19 protein-coding genes are annotated in these 19,047 nt (G+C 32.5%); 12 read left to right on the top strand and 7 right to left on the bottom strand.

Annotated elements, in window-relative coordinates:
- The first annotated feature begins 14 nt into the window (after positions 1-14).
- The 6 genes from ITJ86_RS15190 (at position 15) to ITJ86_RS15165 (ending at position 6,077) form a co-directional block, all read left to right on the top strand.
- Positions 15-1,784, top strand: a complete 1,770-nt coding sequence (locus ITJ86_RS15190; RefSeq protein ID WP_195872508.1) for a BatD family protein — start codon at positions 15-17, stop codon at positions 1,782-1,784.
- A 1-nt stretch (position 1,785) separates the two neighbouring features.
- Entirely contained in the window at positions 1,786-2,544 is a 759-nt protein-coding gene (locus ITJ86_RS15185) for a tetratricopeptide repeat protein (protein ID WP_195872507.1), read from the top strand.
- A gap of 48 nt (positions 2,545-2,592) precedes the next feature.
- A complete protein-coding gene (locus ITJ86_RS15180; protein ID WP_225035389.1) occupies positions 2,593-2,886 on the top strand; it encodes a hypothetical protein in 294 nt (97 codons plus the stop codon).
- A gap of 89 nt (positions 2,887-2,975) precedes the next feature.
- Positions 2,976-4,568, top strand: a complete 1,593-nt coding sequence (locus ITJ86_RS15175; protein WP_195872506.1) for a SulP family inorganic anion transporter — start codon at positions 2,976-2,978, stop codon at positions 4,566-4,568.
- A 51-nt stretch (positions 4,569-4,619) separates the two neighbouring features.
- Entirely contained in the window at positions 4,620-5,276 is a 657-nt protein-coding gene (locus ITJ86_RS15170) for a carbonic anhydrase family protein (protein ID WP_317190638.1), read from the top strand.
- Positions 5,277-5,450: 174 nt separating this feature from the next.
- Positions 5,451-6,077, top strand: a complete 627-nt coding sequence (locus ITJ86_RS15165) for a carbonic anhydrase (protein ID WP_195872504.1) — start codon at positions 5,451-5,453, stop codon at positions 6,075-6,077.
- Between the two features lie 30 nt (positions 6,078-6,107).
- On the opposite strand, the gene ITJ86_RS15160 is transcribed toward ITJ86_RS15165, so the two are convergent.
- The gene (locus ITJ86_RS15160; RefSeq protein WP_195872503.1) at positions 6,108-6,629 is read right to left on the bottom strand and encodes a CvpA family protein; all 522 of its coding nucleotides are present in this window, start codon (positions 6,627-6,629) and stop codon (positions 6,108-6,110) included.
- Positions 6,630-6,846: 217 nt separating this feature from the next.
- Between ITJ86_RS15160 and ITJ86_RS15155 the strand changes: the two genes are divergently transcribed.
- From ITJ86_RS15155 to ITJ86_RS15135, 5 genes are all read left to right on the top strand, one after another.
- A complete protein-coding gene (locus tag ITJ86_RS15155; RefSeq protein WP_195872502.1) occupies positions 6,847-7,203 on the top strand; it encodes a hypothetical protein in 357 nt (118 codons plus the stop codon).
- Positions 7,204-7,256: 53 nt separating this feature from the next.
- Positions 7,257-7,691, top strand: coding sequence for a lipocalin-like domain-containing protein (locus ITJ86_RS15150; protein ID WP_195872501.1), 435 nt, complete (start codon positions 7,257-7,259; stop codon positions 7,689-7,691).
- 91 nt (positions 7,692-7,782) lie between these two features.
- The gene (gene pheS / locus ITJ86_RS15145) at positions 7,783-8,802 is read left to right on the top strand and encodes a phenylalanine--tRNA ligase subunit alpha (RefSeq protein WP_195872500.1); all 1,020 of its coding nucleotides are present in this window, start codon (positions 7,783-7,785) and stop codon (positions 8,800-8,802) included.
- A 99-nt stretch (positions 8,803-8,901) separates the two neighbouring features.
- Positions 8,902-9,108: a GIY-YIG nuclease family protein gene (locus tag ITJ86_RS15140; RefSeq protein WP_317190641.1), complete on the top strand. Its 207-nt coding sequence runs from the start codon at positions 8,902-8,904 to the stop codon at positions 9,106-9,108.
- 80 nt (positions 9,109-9,188) lie between these two features.
- Positions 9,189-9,584 (top strand): hypothetical protein, encoded by a 396-nt coding sequence (locus ITJ86_RS15135; RefSeq protein ID WP_195872499.1) that lies wholly within the window; start codon positions 9,189-9,191, stop codon positions 9,582-9,584.
- 40 nt (positions 9,585-9,624) lie between these two features.
- On the opposite strand, the gene ITJ86_RS15130 is transcribed toward ITJ86_RS15135, so the two are convergent.
- Positions 9,625-10,626: an NAD(P)H-dependent glycerol-3-phosphate dehydrogenase gene (locus ITJ86_RS15130; RefSeq protein WP_195872498.1), complete on the bottom strand. Its 1,002-nt coding sequence runs from the start codon at positions 10,624-10,626 to the stop codon at positions 9,625-9,627.
- 221 nt (positions 10,627-10,847) lie between these two features.
- Here ITJ86_RS15130 and ITJ86_RS15125 point away from each other — a divergent pair, with 221 nt between their 5' ends.
- The gene (locus ITJ86_RS15125) at positions 10,848-11,792 is read left to right on the top strand and encodes a nicotinic acid mononucleotide adenyltransferase (RefSeq protein ID WP_195872497.1); all 945 of its coding nucleotides are present in this window, start codon (positions 10,848-10,850) and stop codon (positions 11,790-11,792) included.
- 100 nt (positions 11,793-11,892) lie between these two features.
- Here ITJ86_RS15125 and ITJ86_RS15120 read toward each other — a convergent pair whose 3' ends face one another.
- The 5 genes from ITJ86_RS15120 to mfd are packed head-to-tail and all read right to left on the bottom strand — an operon-like array spanning position 11,893 to position 18,816.
- Positions 11,893-12,489: a hypothetical protein gene (locus ITJ86_RS15120; protein ID WP_195872496.1), complete on the bottom strand. Its 597-nt coding sequence runs from the start codon at positions 12,487-12,489 to the stop codon at positions 11,893-11,895.
- A gap of 7 nt (positions 12,490-12,496) precedes the next feature.
- The gene (locus ITJ86_RS15115; RefSeq protein ID WP_195872495.1) at positions 12,497-13,801 is read right to left on the bottom strand and encodes a TlpA family protein disulfide reductase; all 1,305 of its coding nucleotides are present in this window, start codon (positions 13,799-13,801) and stop codon (positions 12,497-12,499) included.
- A 50-nt stretch (positions 13,802-13,851) separates the two neighbouring features.
- Entirely contained in the window at positions 13,852-14,586 is a 735-nt protein-coding gene (locus ITJ86_RS15110; RefSeq protein ID WP_195872494.1) for a hypothetical protein, read from the bottom strand.
- A gap of 38 nt (positions 14,587-14,624) precedes the next feature.
- On the bottom strand, positions 14,625-15,488 hold the full coding sequence (locus tag ITJ86_RS15105; protein WP_195872493.1) for a DMT family transporter: 864 nt from the start codon (positions 15,486-15,488) through the stop codon (positions 14,625-14,627).
- Positions 15,481-18,816, bottom strand: a complete 3,336-nt coding sequence (gene mfd / locus ITJ86_RS15100) for a transcription-repair coupling factor (protein ID WP_195872492.1) — start codon at positions 18,814-18,816, stop codon at positions 15,481-15,483. The genes ITJ86_RS15105 and mfd overlap by 8 nt, the downstream gene beginning before the upstream one ends.
- Between the last annotated feature and the right edge of the window lie 231 nt (positions 18,817-19,047).

The following is a 19,047-nucleotide window of genomic DNA, read 5'->3' as shown; positions in this document are numbered from 1 at the left end:
AATAGCCTCAAAAAATGAATTTAATTAAAAACATATCAATATTATTTCTAATACTTGCTACAAGTATTGCTACTGCACAGGTAAAATTTGAAGCAAAAGTGAGCAAGAAGAAGTTAGGAATTAACGAGCGTTTGCGCATCGATTTTGAAATGAACCAAGATGGAGACAATTTTGTGCCACCTAGTTTCTCAGATTTTGATGTTGTTGGCGGACCAAATACTTCCGTAAGTCATCAGTACGTAAACGGTAAACGTTCTTTTAAAAAAACATATAGTTATTTTTTAGCACCAAAAAAACGTGGAAACTTTACTATAAAGCAGGCAACCATTGAGATAGAAGGTGACACATATAAAACATTTCCTATTACGGTTAATGTCACTGCAGCAGTAAGCAAACCTAACGGAAAAGCAGCGGCCTCAGATGTTGCTGCTGAAAATATACACTTAGTCGCAGAGGTGTCTAAGTCTAATCCGTATTTAAATGAAGCTATAACTGTAGTTTATAAATTATATGTTTCAAAACATACAGGTGTAAATAGTTGGAGAGAAAAAGATATTCCAAGATATAACGACTTCTGGAGTCAAAATATTGAAATTAAAGGTTTTCCTGTTCACGTTGGAGAGTATAAAGGAGAAGAGTATAGATATGTAATTCTAAGAAAGACGGTACTTTATCCTCAAAAAATCGGAGCTCTAAAATTAGAGCCTTTAGTAATGGATGTTACTGTAGAAGTACCATCAGAACGTACGGATATTTTTGGTAGATCATTATTAACTCGAGTGCCTAGAGTAGTTACAGCGGGTAGTAGAACAATTAATGTTAAGGCATTGCCAGAAGAAGGGAAACCATCAGACTTTAAAGGAGCCGTTGGGAATTATGATTTTAAAGTATCAACGACCAAATCACAGTTGAATGCTACAGAATCGCTTCAAGCAAAAATAGAAGTTTCAGGTAAAGGGAATTTAAAACTGTTTGAATTGCCAAAACTTACCGTTCCAAGTTCATTAGAAGTTTACGAACCAGAACACCAAGAAAATATTCGTACCAATATCACTGGTATGCAAGGTAAAATTTCGGATACGTACACTATTGTACCACAGTATAAAGGGAAGTATCCTGTACCCAATATATCATTTTCTTATTTTGATTTAGCGACCGAAAGCTATAAGCGTATTACTTCAGATGACATTGTTATAGATGTTTTAGAAGGGCCAACAGCAGCTGTAACTAATGAAGAAGCTACGACGGCAGATACTAAACAGACTGTTAATACTAATACCAATACATTTGCATTTATAAAAACCAATTCTAATTGGTTAAGCATACAGTCGGAGCCCTTTTTTAAGTCTACCGGGTTTTGGTCCTTGTTATTAGTCCCATTTTTAGCGATTCCGTTAGCTATTGTGGTAAGGCGTAAAAAAGATGCACGCGATGCAGATGTACAAGGAAATCGTATTAGAAAAGCCGACAGATTGGCTAAAAAATATTTAAGTGAAGCTAAAAAAGCGATGGGACAAAAAGAATCGTTTTATTTAGCCTTAGAAAAAGCACTTCATAATTATTTAAAAGCAAAATTAAATATTGAAACGAGCGATTTTAATAAAGAAAAAATTGAAAGCTTATTATCAGAACGAAAAGTTGAAAAAGAGGTTGTTTCAGATTTTATTTCAATATTAGAAAATTGTGAATTGGCACGTTACACACCTATTGCGCAAGTTACTATGCAGAATGATTATGATAAAGCAGCAAAGACAATTTCATTAATAGATAAACAACTTAGATAATATGAGAGCGATTACCTTCTTACTGTTCTGTTGTTTTAGCCTTTTTGGTTTTGCGCAAAACGATAAAATATTTAGTGAAGCCAATACCTTATATAACGATGGTAAATTTGCTGAAGCTATTGATAAATATGAATCTATTTTAGGTTCAAAAGAACATTCGGCAGAATTATATTACAACTTAGGAAATGCCAATTATAAACTCAATAATATTGCACCAAGTATATATTATTTTGAAAAAGCTCTGCTATTAGATCCTAACGACGAAGACATTAAAAATAATTTGGCATTTGCACAAAATATGACGATTGATGCCATTGATAAAGTGCCAGATGTTGGTTTTTCAAGAATTATAAATAATGTCGTTAACACTTTTAATACAGATACTTGGGCTAAGATTGCAATAGGAGGTGTGCTATTGTTTGTCATTATATTTTTGGCTTATCACTTTTCATATTCCAGTTCTAAAAAACGAATTGCTTTTGTAACGAGTATTGTAAGTTTATTTGTGGGTTGTATTTCTATAATTATGGCATTTCAAAAGGAGGGTTTAAATAAAAAAGACAATCCTGCTATTATTTTTGCACAAGAAAGTAGAGTGAAATCTGACCCTAATCCTACTAGTGAAGAGGTTTTTAGACTGCATGAAGGCACTAAGGTTCAGGTTATAAAGGCGTATGAGGACTGGAACGAAATTAAACTTTCCGATAATTCTACAGGTTGGATTCCTGCTAAAGACATCAAATTATTGAAAACTTTTTAGAACTTATTTAACAGTTCGCTAACATCAAACGTATTATATTTGCGGCTTATGTTTCAGAAATACATATATCAATCCGCTGTATTTTTTGCCATTGTATTAATGGCACTCATTTCTGCACCTACTATTATTGTGTCGTTTGATGACACAACAGATGTCACTTCATTTTATAGTATTGTAGAAGAGGAAGAAAATCATAATGTAAAATTGGTTTTTAAAAATACTGACCAAGAATCTAATACATTATTTGATGATTGTTCAAATACACATGGTGTAGGATATATGTATAAACAGTATCCAAAACCACATCTCAATTTAATATCTCCACCACCCGATTTTATTTAATATTTTATTCGTTAGACATTTATTGTCCCCAAAAAAAATATTAAAATAACTATTGAAGTCTATTCAATAGCATAAAATCTTTATATCAAATGTTTAAAACATTAAAAAGCGACTTGCCTGCAAGTGTCGTTGTATTTTTCGTTGCATTACCTTTATGTTTAGGTATTGCCTTAGCCAGTGGAGCACCTCTTTTCTCTGGTTTAATTGCTGGAATTATTGGAGGAATTGTAGTCGGAGCCTTAAGTGGTTCTAAAATCGGAGTTAGTGGACCTGCAGCAGGTTTAGCAGCTATAGTTTTAACAGCCATTGGTACTTTAGGTGGCTACGAAAACTTTTTAGTCGCTGTTGTATTAGGTGGAGTTATTCAGTTAATTTTTGGTGTTTTAAAAGCTGGTATTATTGGATATTATTTCCCTTCTTCTGTGATTAAAGGTATGCTTACCGGAATTGGAATTATCATTATTTTAAAGCAAATCCCTAACTTTTTCGGTTATGATGAAAATTCTGCTTGGGATTTAGAGTTTTTTGAAATAGATGGTGGTAATACCTTTTCAGAATTAATTGCGATATTTGGTAATATTCAACCTGGTGCAGCCTTAATAGGAGTTATAAGTTTGTTACTGTTAATTCTTTGGGATAAAGTATTTAGCAAAAAAGGAAAGTTTTTTGAAATTATTCAAGGCCCTTTTGTAGTTGTCGTTTTAGGTATTATATTTTTTACCATAACTCAAAATAACGATGTATTAGCTATAGGTTCTGCTCACATGGTTAGTGTTCCAATTCCTGAAGATTTAGATTCATTTATCGGTCAGTTTAGTTTTCCTAATTTTTCGGCAATTACTAATCCAGAAGTTTGGATTGTTGCCTTTACTATTGCCCTAGTCGCTAGTTTAGAGACTTTGTTATGTGTAGAAGCATCAGATAAAATAGATCCAGATAAAAACGTAACTCCAACAAATAGAGAGTTGTTAGCTCAAGGTACTGGTAATGTTTTATCAGGTTTAGTTGGAGGTTTACCAATTACACAAGTAATTGTAAGAAGTTCTGCCAATATTCAATCTGGTGGTAAAACAAAGTTGTCAACCATATTACACGGATTTTTACTTTTAATCTCGGTAATTTTAATTCCTACGTTACTTAATAAAATTCCGTTATCAGTGTTAGCAGCAATTTTATTGATAGTAGGTTACAAGTTAGCTAAACCATCATTATTTAAGAAAATGTACGGATTAGGATGGAAACAATCTATCCCATTTTTTGTAACCGTAATAGGAATCGTTTTTACAGATTTATTAGTAGGTATCGGGTTAGGTTTACTAGTTGGTATCGTTGTAATACTATTAAAAAGTTATCAAAATTCTCATTTTCTTCATATTGAAGATAAAAGTAACGGAAAATCAAAATTTAAGATGGTGTTAGCTGAAGAAGTAACCTTCTTTAACAAAGGTGCTATCTTAAAAGAATTAGATAAGTTACCAAGAGATTCTTATTTAGAATTTGACGTAACTAAAACAAGATTTCTAGATTATGATATAATTGAAATTCTCGAAGATTTTGCTTTTAAAGCAAAAGAAAAAAATATTGATATTAAGTTAATATCTAAACGTGGAATTGTTGAAAATCCTCCAAGTTTTATTGAGTTTTTTCAATTGAGGCCAAAATCTAAAATCAGTTTAAGTTAATTCATTTAGAAAAGTCAAAACTATTAATTTAACGCAGTAACATTGGTCTCAGTGACCTCTAAGAATAAAAAGAAAAACATGAAAGCACATACAAGAGAAACCCAATCAACAATGACACCAGAAAAGTCATTACAATATTTAAAAGAAGGAAATGTAAGATTTCAAAATAACTTAAAAGCAAATAGAAATTTATTAGAGCAGGTAAATGACACCAGTGAAGGACAATTTCCTTTTGCAACAATTTTGAGTTGTATAGACTCTAGAGTATCAGCCGAATTGGTTTTTGACCAAGGTTTAGGTGATATTTTTAGTGTACGTATTGCAGGGAACTTTGTAAATGAAGATATTTTAGGTAGCATGGAATTTGCATCTAAACTTGCGGGCACAAAGCTTATTGTGGTATTAGGCCACACAAGTTGTGGTGCCATTAAAGGAGCTTGCGACAATGCTAAATTAGGCAATTTAACGAAGCTTATTGAGAAAATTACTCCAGCTGTTGACGCTGTTAAAGAACCTAAAGATCCAGAGTTAAGAACTTCTAAGAATTTAGAATTTGTAGATAATGTATCTCACATGAATGTCGATTTAACTATCGATAGAATTCATGCAGAAAGTCCCGTACTTTCTGAAATGGAAAAAAACGGTGAGATAAAAATTATCGGAGCTATGTACGATGTTAATTCAGGAGCAGTCACTTTTTTTGAATAACTAAATTCAAAAAAAACGATTAGAAAAACAGCATTGACAGTAGCGTTAATGCTGTTTTTTTTTATCGTTGAAATAAAACTATTGTCATATGAATGTTAGAAGTAACCATTAAAGGCTGTATTTTCATTAAATTTGAAGAAAGTATAGTTTCTATTAACGCCCTCATACAATATTATGGACTTGAATAATGTATTTAAAAACAATGAAAAATGGATTAAGAATAAACTTGCTACTGATTCAAATTACTTTGAAGAATTAGGTAAAGGACAAAATCCAGATTTATTATTTATAGGCTGTTCAGACAGTCGTGTTACTGCAGAAGATTTAATGGGATTAGGTCCTGGTGAAGTTTTTGTACATAGAAATATTGCTAATATGGTGGTTGGTACAGATGCAAACGGCATGTCAGTTGTTAACTATGCTGTAACGCACTTAGAAGTAAAGCACGTTGTTGTTTGTGGTCATTTTGCCTGTGGAGGTGTAAAGGCAGCCATGCAATCTGCTGATTTGGGTGTGTTAAATGGATGGTTAAGAAACATTAGAGATGTGTATAGAATGCATCGCGAGGAACTCAACGCTATTGAATATGAAGATAAAAAATACGACCGATTAGTAGAGTTAAATGTACAAGAGCAATGTGTTAATTTAATTAAAACAGCAGCAGTACAAAAGGCATATAGAGATAGAGGATTAAAAGTGCACGGTTGGGTGTTTGATGTTCACACCGGAAAGCTTATCGATTTAAAAATTAATTTTGAAAAATATCTCAAAGATATTATGGAAATCTATCACTTAGATTAATAGGAAAGCCACCCGAAAGCGTGGCTTTTTTTATGCTTCTTCATCTACTTCTTCAAGGTTTTCTTCAGACTCACTTTTTATAATTGAAGGAAAAATTATGGGAGCTAAAGCCTTTACAGGGTCGTACAGCATACTATTTTCTATATCTTCTTGTTCCATAAATGGAAGCGTATTATTCATTTTATGAAAAACACCTAGTAGTACACTCAGAATCATTCCAATTTTAAGGGCACCAAAAACACCACCTGCTAGTTTATTAACAATACCTAAAGCTGCGAAATTAGCGAGTTTGGTTAAGGCTTTACCAGCTAAGCCAATGGCTAAAACAATCACTACAAAAGTGATGGCAAAGGCTACGATATTCATGGTTTTTTCGTTCCAATCAACATTTGGTTCTAAAATGCCAGCAGCAAATCCACTAAAGTGAATGGCTCCCCAAACCCCTAACACTAAAGCTAATAACGACGCGACCTCTACAAACAATCCTTTGAATAAGCCACGTATAAATCCAAACAATAAAAGGGCAGCTAAAATAATGTCAATAATACTCATACAACTAGCGGTTTAAACAAAAGTACATGAATTTTACCATTTTAATATAATAACGGAAATCATAAGGCTTTAGTTTATTAACTTTGATGACTTTAAAGAACTCGAACTCGAACTCGAACTCGAACTCGAACTCGAACTCGAACTCGAATTTGAAACTTTAAACGAATTAAAAGAAGTATAATATTTAAAGAGATTCCCGATAATATGGGAAGTGAGCATGGCAAGAGACGAACAATTAAAAGAACGATGGGACTTGGTAGTAGAAAAACTCTCTAACCAATTTGCAGATGGCGACCAATTAGATCTCGATTCTATAATATACCTTATCGGTGTACAAGAGCTAGGTCAGTTACATCGCGAATATAAAAAAGACCACAAATTAGATTTAATGCATATTGCAATTTGTAAGGTGTTAGAACCTTATGGATTTTATGAATTTGACTATGTAGATGAAGAGGGTTGGCCACACTACAAAGTACTAGCGCAGTTACCACATCTAAAAGCTGGTGAGCAAAGTGTACTGATGAAAGAGGCGATTGTTAATTATTTTGTTGAATCGGATTACATTACCTAAACTAATTACTTTGAGTTGTATTAAAAATGTTAATTAAAAAAATAGAGTTAACTATGAAAAAAGTATTTTTACTATTAAGTGTTTTTGCACTTGTATTTGCTTCATGTAGCAGTAATAACGATGATGATGCTTCAATAGATCCTATCGTTGGAACATGGAAATATCATAAATATTTCGAAAATGGAGTTGAACAAACTGTTACTGATTGTGAAAAAGAAGAAACTTTAATTTTTAATTCAGATGGAACATTTGAGTATATCTATTTTGATGAAGATATGGATGGTAATTGCTTATTAGATGAATCTATTTCATCAACATGGTCAAATGATGGAGATGGATTTTATACGCAATATATTGAAAATGATGTTGCTACAAAAGAAATAATTTTTGAAAACAATACGTTTTATTTTGAAGATTTTTACGATAATGAAACACCTGATGATACCTCAGATGACATGACGTTTAAAGACGTTTTTATCAAACAATAATCAGTTTTTATAAAATAGATAAAAACGCCTTCATATTGGAGGCGTTTTTTTTGTATAAAATCATTAAATTTGCCCTCTACTTTTAGAAACCATGATAGACAAGATAAAAGAACTTATAGCAGAAGCAGAAGCTTTTAAAGCACAATCAAAAGAAGAGGTTGAAGCCTTTAGAATTAAATATTTAGGTTCAAAAGGGCATTTAAAAGCGTTTTATGGCGAATTAAAAAATGTAGCGAACGATCAGAAAAGAGAATTCGGACAAATAATTAATGAGCTTAAAAACACAGCCGAAACTAAAGTAAATGATTTAAAAGAAGCTTTAGAAAATCAGGAAGAAGAAAAAGGTATCTATGGTGATTTATCGCGTCCAGGCGAACCGATTGCTATTGGTGCGCGTCATCCGATATCTATTGTTAAAAATGAGATTATCGATATCTTTTCACGTATTGGTTTTAACGTTAGCGAAGGTCCAGAAATTGAGGATGATTGGCATAACTTTACAGCGTTGAATTTGCCAGAATACCATCCGGCAAGAGATATGCAGGATACGTTCTTTATTCAAACTGATCCAGATATTTTATTACGTACGCATACCAGTTCTGTACAAGTGCGTTATATGGAGAATAACCAACCACCAATTCGTACAATTTCACCAGGTCGCGTATATAGAAATGAGGCGATTTCTGCTCGTTCACATTGTTTTTTCCACCAAGTAGAAGGCTTGTATATTGATAAAGATGTGAGTTTTGCCGATTTAAAACAAACACTTCAATATTTTACAACCGAAATGTTTGGGAAATCTAAGATTAGATTGCGCCCTTCATACTTTCCGTTTACTGAACCAAGTGCTGAGGTCGATGTATATTGGGGATTAGAAACCGAAACCGATTACAAAATAACCAAAGGAACAGGTTGGTTAGAAATAATGGGTTGCGGAATGGTAGATCCAAATGTATTGGAGAATTGCGGAATCGATTCTAAAGAATATTCAGGTTTTGCTTTTGGTATGGGAATAGACCGTATTGCAATGTTATTAAACCAGATTGGTGATATTAGGTTATTGAGTGAGAATGATGTGAGGTTTTTAGAGCAGTTTAAGAGTGCATTGTAATTGTTTTGTCATTTCGAGCTTGCCGAGAAATCTCATAGATTTTAAAAAATATGTCAAAGATAAATGCTGATCATAACTATTTCGTCTATATAATAACCAATAAAAACAAAACCGTACTTTAGCGTTACCAATAATTTAGTTGATAGACTATACTACCACAATAATCCTGAAGCACATTCCAAATCTTTCTCTCATAAATATAAATGCAAATATCTTATCTATTATGAACATTTCACAGATGTAGAAACAGCAATTAATAGAGAAAAACAACTTAAAAAGTGGAATAGAGCGAAAAAGAATTCTTAATTAACCTTCAAAATCCGAATTGGAATTTTCTTAATGATAAAATTTGAGATTTCTCGGCAAGCTCGAAATGACAATATTAAATGAAGAAAGACATTAATATACCAGAAGTAAAAGACGTACACGTTGCTGTAGTGCAAGAACAACATATAGAATACAAAACTCTAGACTGGAACGCCTATATCATTAACAACAGTGACCAAGATTTAGAAACCGTTCTAATTGTTTCTAGAGGTTATAATGACAAGAAACTTACACCAGTAATGCGACACACTATTGCAAAACTACCAGCAAGAAGTTACGCAAAAATTGAATACTTACAGGAAAAAGTATTAGAACTCAATAACGAGTTTAAAATCACGTTTTTTGAAGGCAACCAAATGTTTGATAAAACATACTTGTTTAGAAAAAACACAATAAACGAAAAAGCTTTGCAGACCGTTCCATTGATGCAGTTGCGTGGTATTTTGGTAAAATAGTGTCTAATTATAAGCGAATGCTTTTAGCTAATGGCCATAATCAATCCAACTTGTCCGTCAATTTAGTAAACACCTTTTTAGGATTCTTATTCTCATACAAAATTTCGTAAACAGCATTAATTATAGGAAGTTTTGTCTTTTTATTATTCTTTTCGTTTAGTAAATACGCGCTTTTAGTAGCATAATAGCCTTCAGCCACCATATTCATTTCCATCTGTGCAGATTTTACGGTGTAGCCTTTACCAATCATGTTTCCAAACATACGGTTTCGAGAAAAAATGGAATAACCAGTTACTAATAAATCACCCAAATAAGCCGAATTATTAATGTTTCGCTTCATCTTATGCATCTTTTTGATAAAGCGTTTCATTTCTCTAATCCCATTACTCATTAAGACACTTTGAAAATTATCGCCATAACCTAAACCATGAGCTATTCCGGCAGCAATAGCATAAATATTTTTCAGCATTACAGCATATTCTACACCAATAATGTCATCGCTAATTTTTGTTTTTATATAATCGCTAGATAAGCTATCTGCAATAGCCTGAGCTTTTTTAGAATCGTCGCATGCAATAGTAAGATACGATAAACGCTCTAAAGCAACTTCTTCTGCATGGCATGGACCAGCAATAGCAGCGATGTTTCCGAATGGAATGTTGTATTCATCGTGAAAATGCTCACCTACTAATTTTCCGGTTTCTGGCATAATACCTTTTACTGCAGACACGATAGTTTTTTCACTAATGTCTGTAGTAAGTTTTTGTAGTTCACCATGTATAAAAGCAGAGGGAATAACAAAAATGAGTACATCTGCCCAATCTGCAATTTCATTAATATCGTTACTGAGTTTTAATTGTTCTGTTTTAAATTCAACCGAACTTAAATAACTCGGATTATGTTGTTCTTTTAAAAGGTGCTCTTTGGTATAAACGCTACGCATGTACCAACCAATTTCATCTAAATTTTCGGATAGCATTTTAACAATGGCAGTGGCCCAACTTCCTGCGCCAAAAACAGCATATTTTGTAGTATTACTCATAGTGATTATGTCTATTTACTAAATCAAAAATAAGGAAACTTTTAATGATAGACTAATGTTAAGTGAAGCTTAAAACCCTTAAGAACTTCGCAAAGGCGAGAAGCCGCAAAGATTAATATGTGCAACTTTACGCCTTTGCATCTTTGCGAGAAAAAAAGTGAAAAATATTTTTGGCACACGTTTTGAAACTATTCATAATATAACCTTAAAACCGTTAGATTATGAAGACTATAAAACTACTATTAGGATTTGCATTTATTGCAACATTATTTACCTCTTGTTATGTAGAGGAAACACATTATATAGAGGAACCAACAATTTCGTTAAATCAGTTGTTGAATTCTTATGATTTATGGTATGTTGATATCAATTCTACCCAAGGTTATGGAGAAACCCCATTTTTGCAGATTGCGTTTACCGTGTCTTTTAATAATGGTCGTTTATATGCGAATAATAACTTGGTTGGCTTTGGAAATCAGGGTAATGGTTATGGCGTTGAAATAGGTTATTACGATGCTTATGATATGATTTTGGATGTCAATCACATTATCGATGGTTTTGATAGTTTTGATGTGTACCAAGTAGATAATAATACCATTGAATTATACAATCCGTATAATGACACGTCTTATTTCTTAGATGGTTACCAGAAATCTAACTTTGATTATGATTATATCTTCTATGATAACATTCATTATTTTTTACAAGAATATGAAGCTTGGGGAAAAACATATACTAGTAATTACGGAGCTTTAAACGATTTTGATAATGAAAATTATTTACAATTCTTATCTGGTGGAAATGATGCCACGTTTAGAAGCTCTCAGGATCAAAATGTGTACAATACAAATAACATTTATTGGGATTATACTGGCGATTATGGTATTGGAGATGTCTCTGGAAATAACTACTCAAAAACATTAACATTAGATTATGATTTCTTTGACAATGAATACTTCGAATTAAACGTTATTAATGATAGTACAATAGAGTTGTACCATGCGAACTCTGGAACAGTGTATGAATTTACAGGCCATGGATATATACAGTATTACAGAAGTACGAATGAAGAAGGAAAGTCTACTGCCGAAGTTGATAGATCTAAAAAGCGTAAGCAAAAAACTAAGAAAGTAGAAAATACAAGGACGAATACACGAAACATTTAAGTAAAACAATTATACAAATGAAACTAAATTTTGGTTGGTTATTTAGTTTCAAAACGCTCAGATAAAACACTTGTTTTACTGAGCGTTTTTCTTTTTAGCGTTAATTATCATCCGACTTATTTTTCCATTTTATAAGTCTATAAATTACGTTATCGTCGGTGCCGTAACGTCGAAAAGAACCCGTTACATCATCGACAAAACCATTAAGAATGCGATCACTGATTTTTTCAATAAATAAGAAGTTGATTACATCTTTAAAAATAGTAAAAGGAGTTAATAGAAACCCTTTGGCAGACCACCAGCCAGCAAAGAAAGTCATTACAATTGCATTTAGTTTTTCTTGTTTTCCACAAGGTTTACAAAGAATCTGTTCATTTCTAGAGGTACTCATTCCAATTAGAAAAGATTTCACAGTATGCGTTTCAAAACCATAAAGTTTACGTTTTTCTGAACATTTTACACACCGCTGATTTTGGATTTTACGAATAAGACTTTGTCGCTCTAAACCAGTAAAGGATTGCGTTTCTGAGTCTACCCAACTAATAAGACTTCGGTTTAATTGTCGTCTTATAATTTCATCTTTTAGGACTGTAAGAATCTCTTTTCGTAGACCTTTAGATTCGTTTCTTGCGATTTTTTCAATTTTCGCATCAGGAAAACGTTTGTAGTTTTCTCTTACTTCTTCAACGCTATACATGCGGAGATTACAAATCCTTCAATAAAACTTCTAACTCTTCAAAACCTTGAGGTTTCGATGTAAAGATTTTATCAGAATTCAATAAAAAATACATTGGTGTAGCTGAAATACCGTAGGTTTCCACAATAGGGTTTTCCCATTTTTCTAAGCCTATTTGGTGAATAAAATCAGGATAGTTTTCTTTTTCTTTTTCCCAATTTCTCGTGTTGTCTTCTAAGCCGAAAGCAACAACTTTTAGGTTGGGTTTATTTGCTACCATAGCTTTCACTTTTGGCAATTCACTTAGACAATGACTACAGCTACTACTCCAAAAGATAAGCAAGTAGTTTTCTGCACCTTCTAATTGGTGTAAGCTTGTTTTTTGGTCATCTTTTAAGTTGATTTCAAAATTTGGTGCTTTAGATCCAATTGAGGTGTTTTTAAAAGAAGTCAACATGTTTTCCAATACCTTATTGTTTGAGGCTTTTGCTAACTCTAATAAATGACTGTCAGTAATATAATTGGCTATATTATAATTTTCTACCGTTACAAAACGATGCCATAGTGTTTCTAAGAGACTTGTTTTAATTCGTAAATCGTCATTGCTAATGGCAGCTGCAACATCATCAATATGCTGTTTGTAGGTGTCTTCACTAGGATTGGCAACCATATTAAAAACATACGCAGAAACGCGATCTACTAGGTAAGATGAACTTTGTAACAGATTATCACTAAAATTTACCTGACTTAAATAATGCTGTTTAAGGTTATTTGAATACGTACTAATGTCTTCATATTGTGTTGGAATATAAGGTCTATTGGCTTTAATAAAACTAAAAACTAGCTTGTCCTTAGCTAACTCTTCATAAGCCGTTTGTGTGTCTTTTAAGGTTTTGAAAATAGCTGTAAAACCTTTCTTGTCATTATTTTCTTTAGAGTAATAATTACTAATGGTTTGGTTCACCATATCAATACTTTTTAGGTAAGATGCCCAAAGTTTATTTTCTTCAGATTGTGTGAATTCTATACCTTTTTCAAAGCTAAAATCAAAGGCTACTGTTTCTTTTCCGTCGTAAATAAAATCGAAATTATTTTCCTCTGGTGGAGTGGCATATACAATTTTATAGATACCAGGAGTAACGGATTCATCTAACGGAATTTCAAAACTTCCTAAACTATCTAATTGTCCTCGGTTAACATAATGAGCGCTTTCTGGTGTTGCTTTATATAAAAATGCATAAGTAAAATCTTCTGCAGGAGAAAAGGTGCCTTTTACGCTTTGGGCATTTATTAGTATAGGTAAAGACAAAAATAGAATTAGTAATTTTTTCATATTATTTATATGCTTTTTTAATATCAAAATTGTGATTTATCCTGTTGAGCTTAGTTTTGTTTTAATTGAATATTACCTAAATCGGATACTTCTGGTAAGTTGGTGATATCTTTTTTAGATATACTATATGATCCATTATAATTCTCATCATAAGTGATTTTATATTTTTTTATTGAATAGGATAAACCAACATCAAGAAAATTAGTCTTATTTGAACTTATAGTATGTGAAGCTGAGCTATAATTACTCAAAACAATACCATCGCTTATGTCTTCATTGAGCTCAGCATACTCAATATGATCTGGTTTTACTCCTCCAATGGTTTCAGAAATACCGCCATTCTCATCTTCTGTTTTATTAGATTCATTGACTATCATTTGTTCGAGTATAAGATACTGTTCACCTTCAAATTCTGTTTGTCTTAACCATAAACCTTCCTCTATTGGTAATTCCTTAAGAACATCTACTTCAATAACGTTTGTTGTATATTTTTTACCATTTAATTCAAAATTTAATGGTCCAATTTTGTACGTTTTTGCTTTGTTAAAAATTATAACTCTATTTATTCCACTAGAATGAAATCCATATATTGACTGAGAACCAGTGAATTCAATTTGGTCATCTATTTCGCCTTGTATATAGTCGTCTAAAAACTTGTCCTCAATTGATAATATTATTTTTTGCCCAACTCTAGGTTGTGGATTGTCAATCTTTATTTCCAACTTTTCTTGTGCAAACACGTTCATAATGCTGAAAACAAATACTAGTAGGATGAATTTTTTCATAAGTCTTTGTTTTTTTATTAGTAACAAAAAATAGGCCATCATTTAGATTTAGACCTTACACTTTCAATAATTACGGTTGCTAATACTAAACCACCACCAATAAAAGTATTTGTTGAAGGTAGCTCATTTAAAAAAATGAACGCAATAATAATTCCAAAAATTGGCTGTGTACTACCAATAATACTTGCTGTACTGGCTTTAAAGTACTTTAAACTATTTACAAACATCGTATGACCAATAGCGGTAGTTACGATGGCTAGTAAAAGAACATATGGATATTGGGTTGTAATATTAGAGCTGTCCATAACATATAAAACAGGAGCTAAGACAACAGTTAGAATAAGCACTTGGTAAAACATTAGCATAGTGCCATTATATTTATTTATATGACCTTTTAATATTAGAATTCTTAAGGCATAACATATAGCCGAAAGCACACCAAAAAGAACACCTTGTAACTGACTACTTTCTAAACTAAACTCTGGAGCTAAAATATAAATACCAAGAAGTACCATTATACCCAAAACAATATGAATAGGATCTAACTTTGTTTTTGAAAAGAAAGGTTCTAAAAGTGCAATTATAATTGGGAATGTAAATAATGAAATCATTCCAATAGCGACATTTGAAAGCTTTAAGGCATAGAAATAAGTGATCCAATGGCCTCCCATTAAAAGTGCTGCGATAAAAAAAGTGAGGCGGTCTTTTTTGTTTTTAACCTTTAAATCAATGCCTTTATAAATACAAAAAACGAATAAAAGTACTGCAGCCAAAATTGAGCGCCACCAAATAATTATAGGTGTTGGTAAATCTATAAACTTTCCCAAAGGTCCAGAAGTACTAAGACATATCGTTGCGACTATGAGCAGAAAGAGGTGGTTTAAATGACTTTTTTCATTCATTTATCTTAGATAATGCGGTTAATGCTTGTTTGGTAGATTTAATATTCTCGAAAGATAGCAATAAGCGCAGCCCTTTTCGGGTTTGTTTTTCTTTCATTTTACATTTACCAGCATTCATTTGTACAAATTGTAACACTTTGGTAAATGCATCACTTTGGTAAAATCCACTTTGTTGATCTTGCACAAAATAACCAATCATTTTACCTTGTTTCATAATCAGTTTTTCTATGCCCATTTTAGTCGCAATCCATTTGAGACGCACACTATCTAATAAGTCTGAAACTTGTGTTGGTAATTCACCAAAACGGTCAATAATTTCAGTTTCGAATGTAGCGAGTTCTTCTTCAGTTTTAATGGCGTTTAATTTGGTATAAAGATTTAAACGCTCGGTAATGTTATTGATATAATCGTCTGGAAATAACAATTCGAAATCCGTATCAATGGTCATGTCCTTAACATATTGTTTCGGTTTACCATCATCTTTATATAAATCTGAAAATTCGGTTTCTTTTAATTCGTCAATAGCTTCATTTAAGATTTTCTGATAAGTATCAAACCCAATATCATTAATAAATCCGCTTTGTTCGCCACCCAATAAATCACCAGCACCTCTGATTTCTAAATCCTTCATGGCAATATTAAATCCGCTACCTAATTCTGTAAATTGCTCTAATGCCGAAATTCGTTTTCTGGCATCAGTCGTCATGGCAGAATATTCTGGTGTAATAAAATAACAAAAGGCTTTTTTGTTACTACGACCAACACGTCCACGCATTTGGTGCAAATCACTCAATCCAAAATTATTAGCATTATTAATAAAAATAGTATTGGCATTTGGCACGTCTAAGCCACTTTCTATAATGGTTGTACTGACCAAAACATCAAACTCACCATTCATAAAAGCCAGCATTAAACTTTCGAGTTTTTTACCATCCATCTGTCCATGACCAATTCCGATTTTAGCATCTGGCACTAAACGTTGAATCATACCAGCAACTTCCTTAATGTTTTCAATTCTATTATGAATAAAAAACACTTGGCCACCACGTTGAATTTCATAACTCACGGCATCTCTAATGGTTTCCTCACCAAAACGAATCACATGGCTTTCAATTGGATATCGATTTGGCGGAGCGGTATTAATAACTGATAAATCTCGTGCCGCCATTAGACTAAACTGAAGTGTTCTTGGGATTGGAGTTGCCGTTAACGTTAATACATCAACATTTTCCTTTATGGTCTTTAATTTCTCTTTTACAGCAACACCGAATTTTTGTTCTTCATCAACAATCAGCAAGCCTAAATCTTTGAACTTAACGTTTTTATTAGCCAACTGATGTGTACCAATTATAATATCTACGCTTCCTTTTTCTAAGCCTTCTAAAGTTTCACGTTTTTCTTTGGCTGTTCTAAAACGATTGACATAATCTACAGTCACGGGAAAATCCTTCAAACGTTCTTTAAATGTTCGGGAGTGTTGATACGCCAAAATGGTGGTTGGTACTAAAACAGCAACTTGTTTTCCATTATCAACAGCTTTAAAAGCGGCTCTTATGGCAACTTCAGTTTTACCAAAACCAACATCTCCACAAATAAGACGATCCATTGGTCGCTCACTTTCCATATCTGCTTTTATGTCTGCAGTGGATGAAATTTGATCTGGTGTATCTTCATAAATAAAAGACGCTTCAAGCTCTAACTGCATGTGACTGTCTGGAGCATACTGAAATCCTTTTTTCAACTTTCGCTTAGCATAAAGTTTTATAAGGTTGAAGGCAATTTCCTTAACCTTAGATTTGGTTTTTTGTTTTAAGGTTTTCCAAGCTTTGCTGCCCAGTTTATACACTGTTGGTGGTTTACCATCTTTACCATTAAACTTGGTAATTTTATGCAAAGAGTGAATGCTGAGGTATAAAATATCGCGTTCACCATAAACCAGTTTTATCGCTTCTTGTTTTTTACCTTCAACATCAATTTTTTGAAGCCCTCCAAACTTTCCAATACCATGATCGATGTGCGTGACATAATCTCCAATCTCGAGATTGGTTAATTCTTTTAAGGTGATGGCTTGCTTTTTTGCGTAGCCATTCTTAAGATGGAATTTATGGTAACGATCAAATATTTGATGGTCTGTGTAAACAGCTAAGTTGTGTTCAGTGTCTATAAAACCTTGATATAAAGACAACACAATAGTTTTATAATGTACCGTTTGTTCTGCGTCATCAAAAATATCATGAAACCGTTTTGCTTGTTGCTCACTTACACAAGCAATATAATTTGTTATTCCGTTGCTGTGGTTATCATTTAAGTTTTCAATTAACAGATTAAACTGCTTATTAAAAGCGGGTTGTGGCTTTGTGTAAAATGCAATAAGTTGTTCGGCGAAAAAGGCTTCAGATCCAAATTCTACTAAAGCATAATCTAAAAACTGTCGTTTTAAGACTTCTGAATTACAGAATAATTCTTTTGGTTCTGCATGCTTTACATCACTAGATAAACTATTAAAAGTGTCTTCAGCTTTATTGAAAAAATCATCAATTCTAGAAAATGTAAGTGATGCATTTTTAGAAAAAATAATCGTTTTATTAGAAATGTATTTTAGAAAACTTTCACGTTGTTCAGCAATTAATTTATTAGCCACATTTGGAATGATGCTGACTTTTTTTATGCGCTCTGTAGACAGTTGTGTTTCTACGTCAAAGGTTCTTATGCTATCAACTTCGTCTCCAAAAAACTCTATTCGGTAAGGCTCATCATGTGAAAATGAAAACACATCTACGATACCTCCTCTAACTGAGAAATCACCTGGTTCTGTAACAAAATCGACACGTTTAAATTTGTATTCAAACAAAACTTCGTTTACAAAATCGATACTTAAATCGTTTCCAACGGAAATTTTTAAAGTGTTCTTTTCAAGTTCCTTTTTAGTAACTACTTTTTCAAAAAGTGCATCAGGATACGTAACAATTATACACGGTTTTTTACGGGAATTAATCCGATTTAAAACTTCGGCACGTAAAAGGACATTAGCATTGTTGGTTTCTTCAATTTGGTAAGGTCTGCGATAACTTCCTGGATAGAATAACACATCTTTAGTATTGATGAGTTGTTCTAAATCGTTAAGGTAAAAAGCAGCTTCTTCTTTATCATCAAAAATCAATAAAAATGGTTGCTCGGCTGTTTTAAAAGCTTCGGAAATTGTGATAGATAACGATGAACCAACAAGACCTTTTAAATGTACTTTTGCTTGGTTTTGGGCAATAGTAGTTTGCAGATTTTGCAGTTGCAAAGTCTGTGCGAATGTTTGGGCAATAGATACTTTACTCAAGTTTCTTTTGTTTGAAGATGTAAAAATACATGATTTTATTTATTTGTTTCTTCAAAAATAAAATCAAATAATATTTATGCACTAACGAAGCGGTTCTTAAAGTGTCTCTAAATTTTGTGTTTTTTATCCCTCAAAAAGAAGAAGCGTCTGAAAACATATAAAATTTTTGAAGTGTTGCGTGCTGATAAATTCTATTAAAGAGTATATATTTGTTAAGAATTAATAATTAGA

It is taken from the genome of Winogradskyella marina, assembly GCF_015645385.1.
Taxonomy (GTDB): Bacteria; Bacteroidota; Bacteroidia; order Flavobacteriales; family Flavobacteriaceae; genus Winogradskyella; species Winogradskyella marina.
This window is presented reverse-complemented; position numbering and strand designations above follow the sequence as displayed.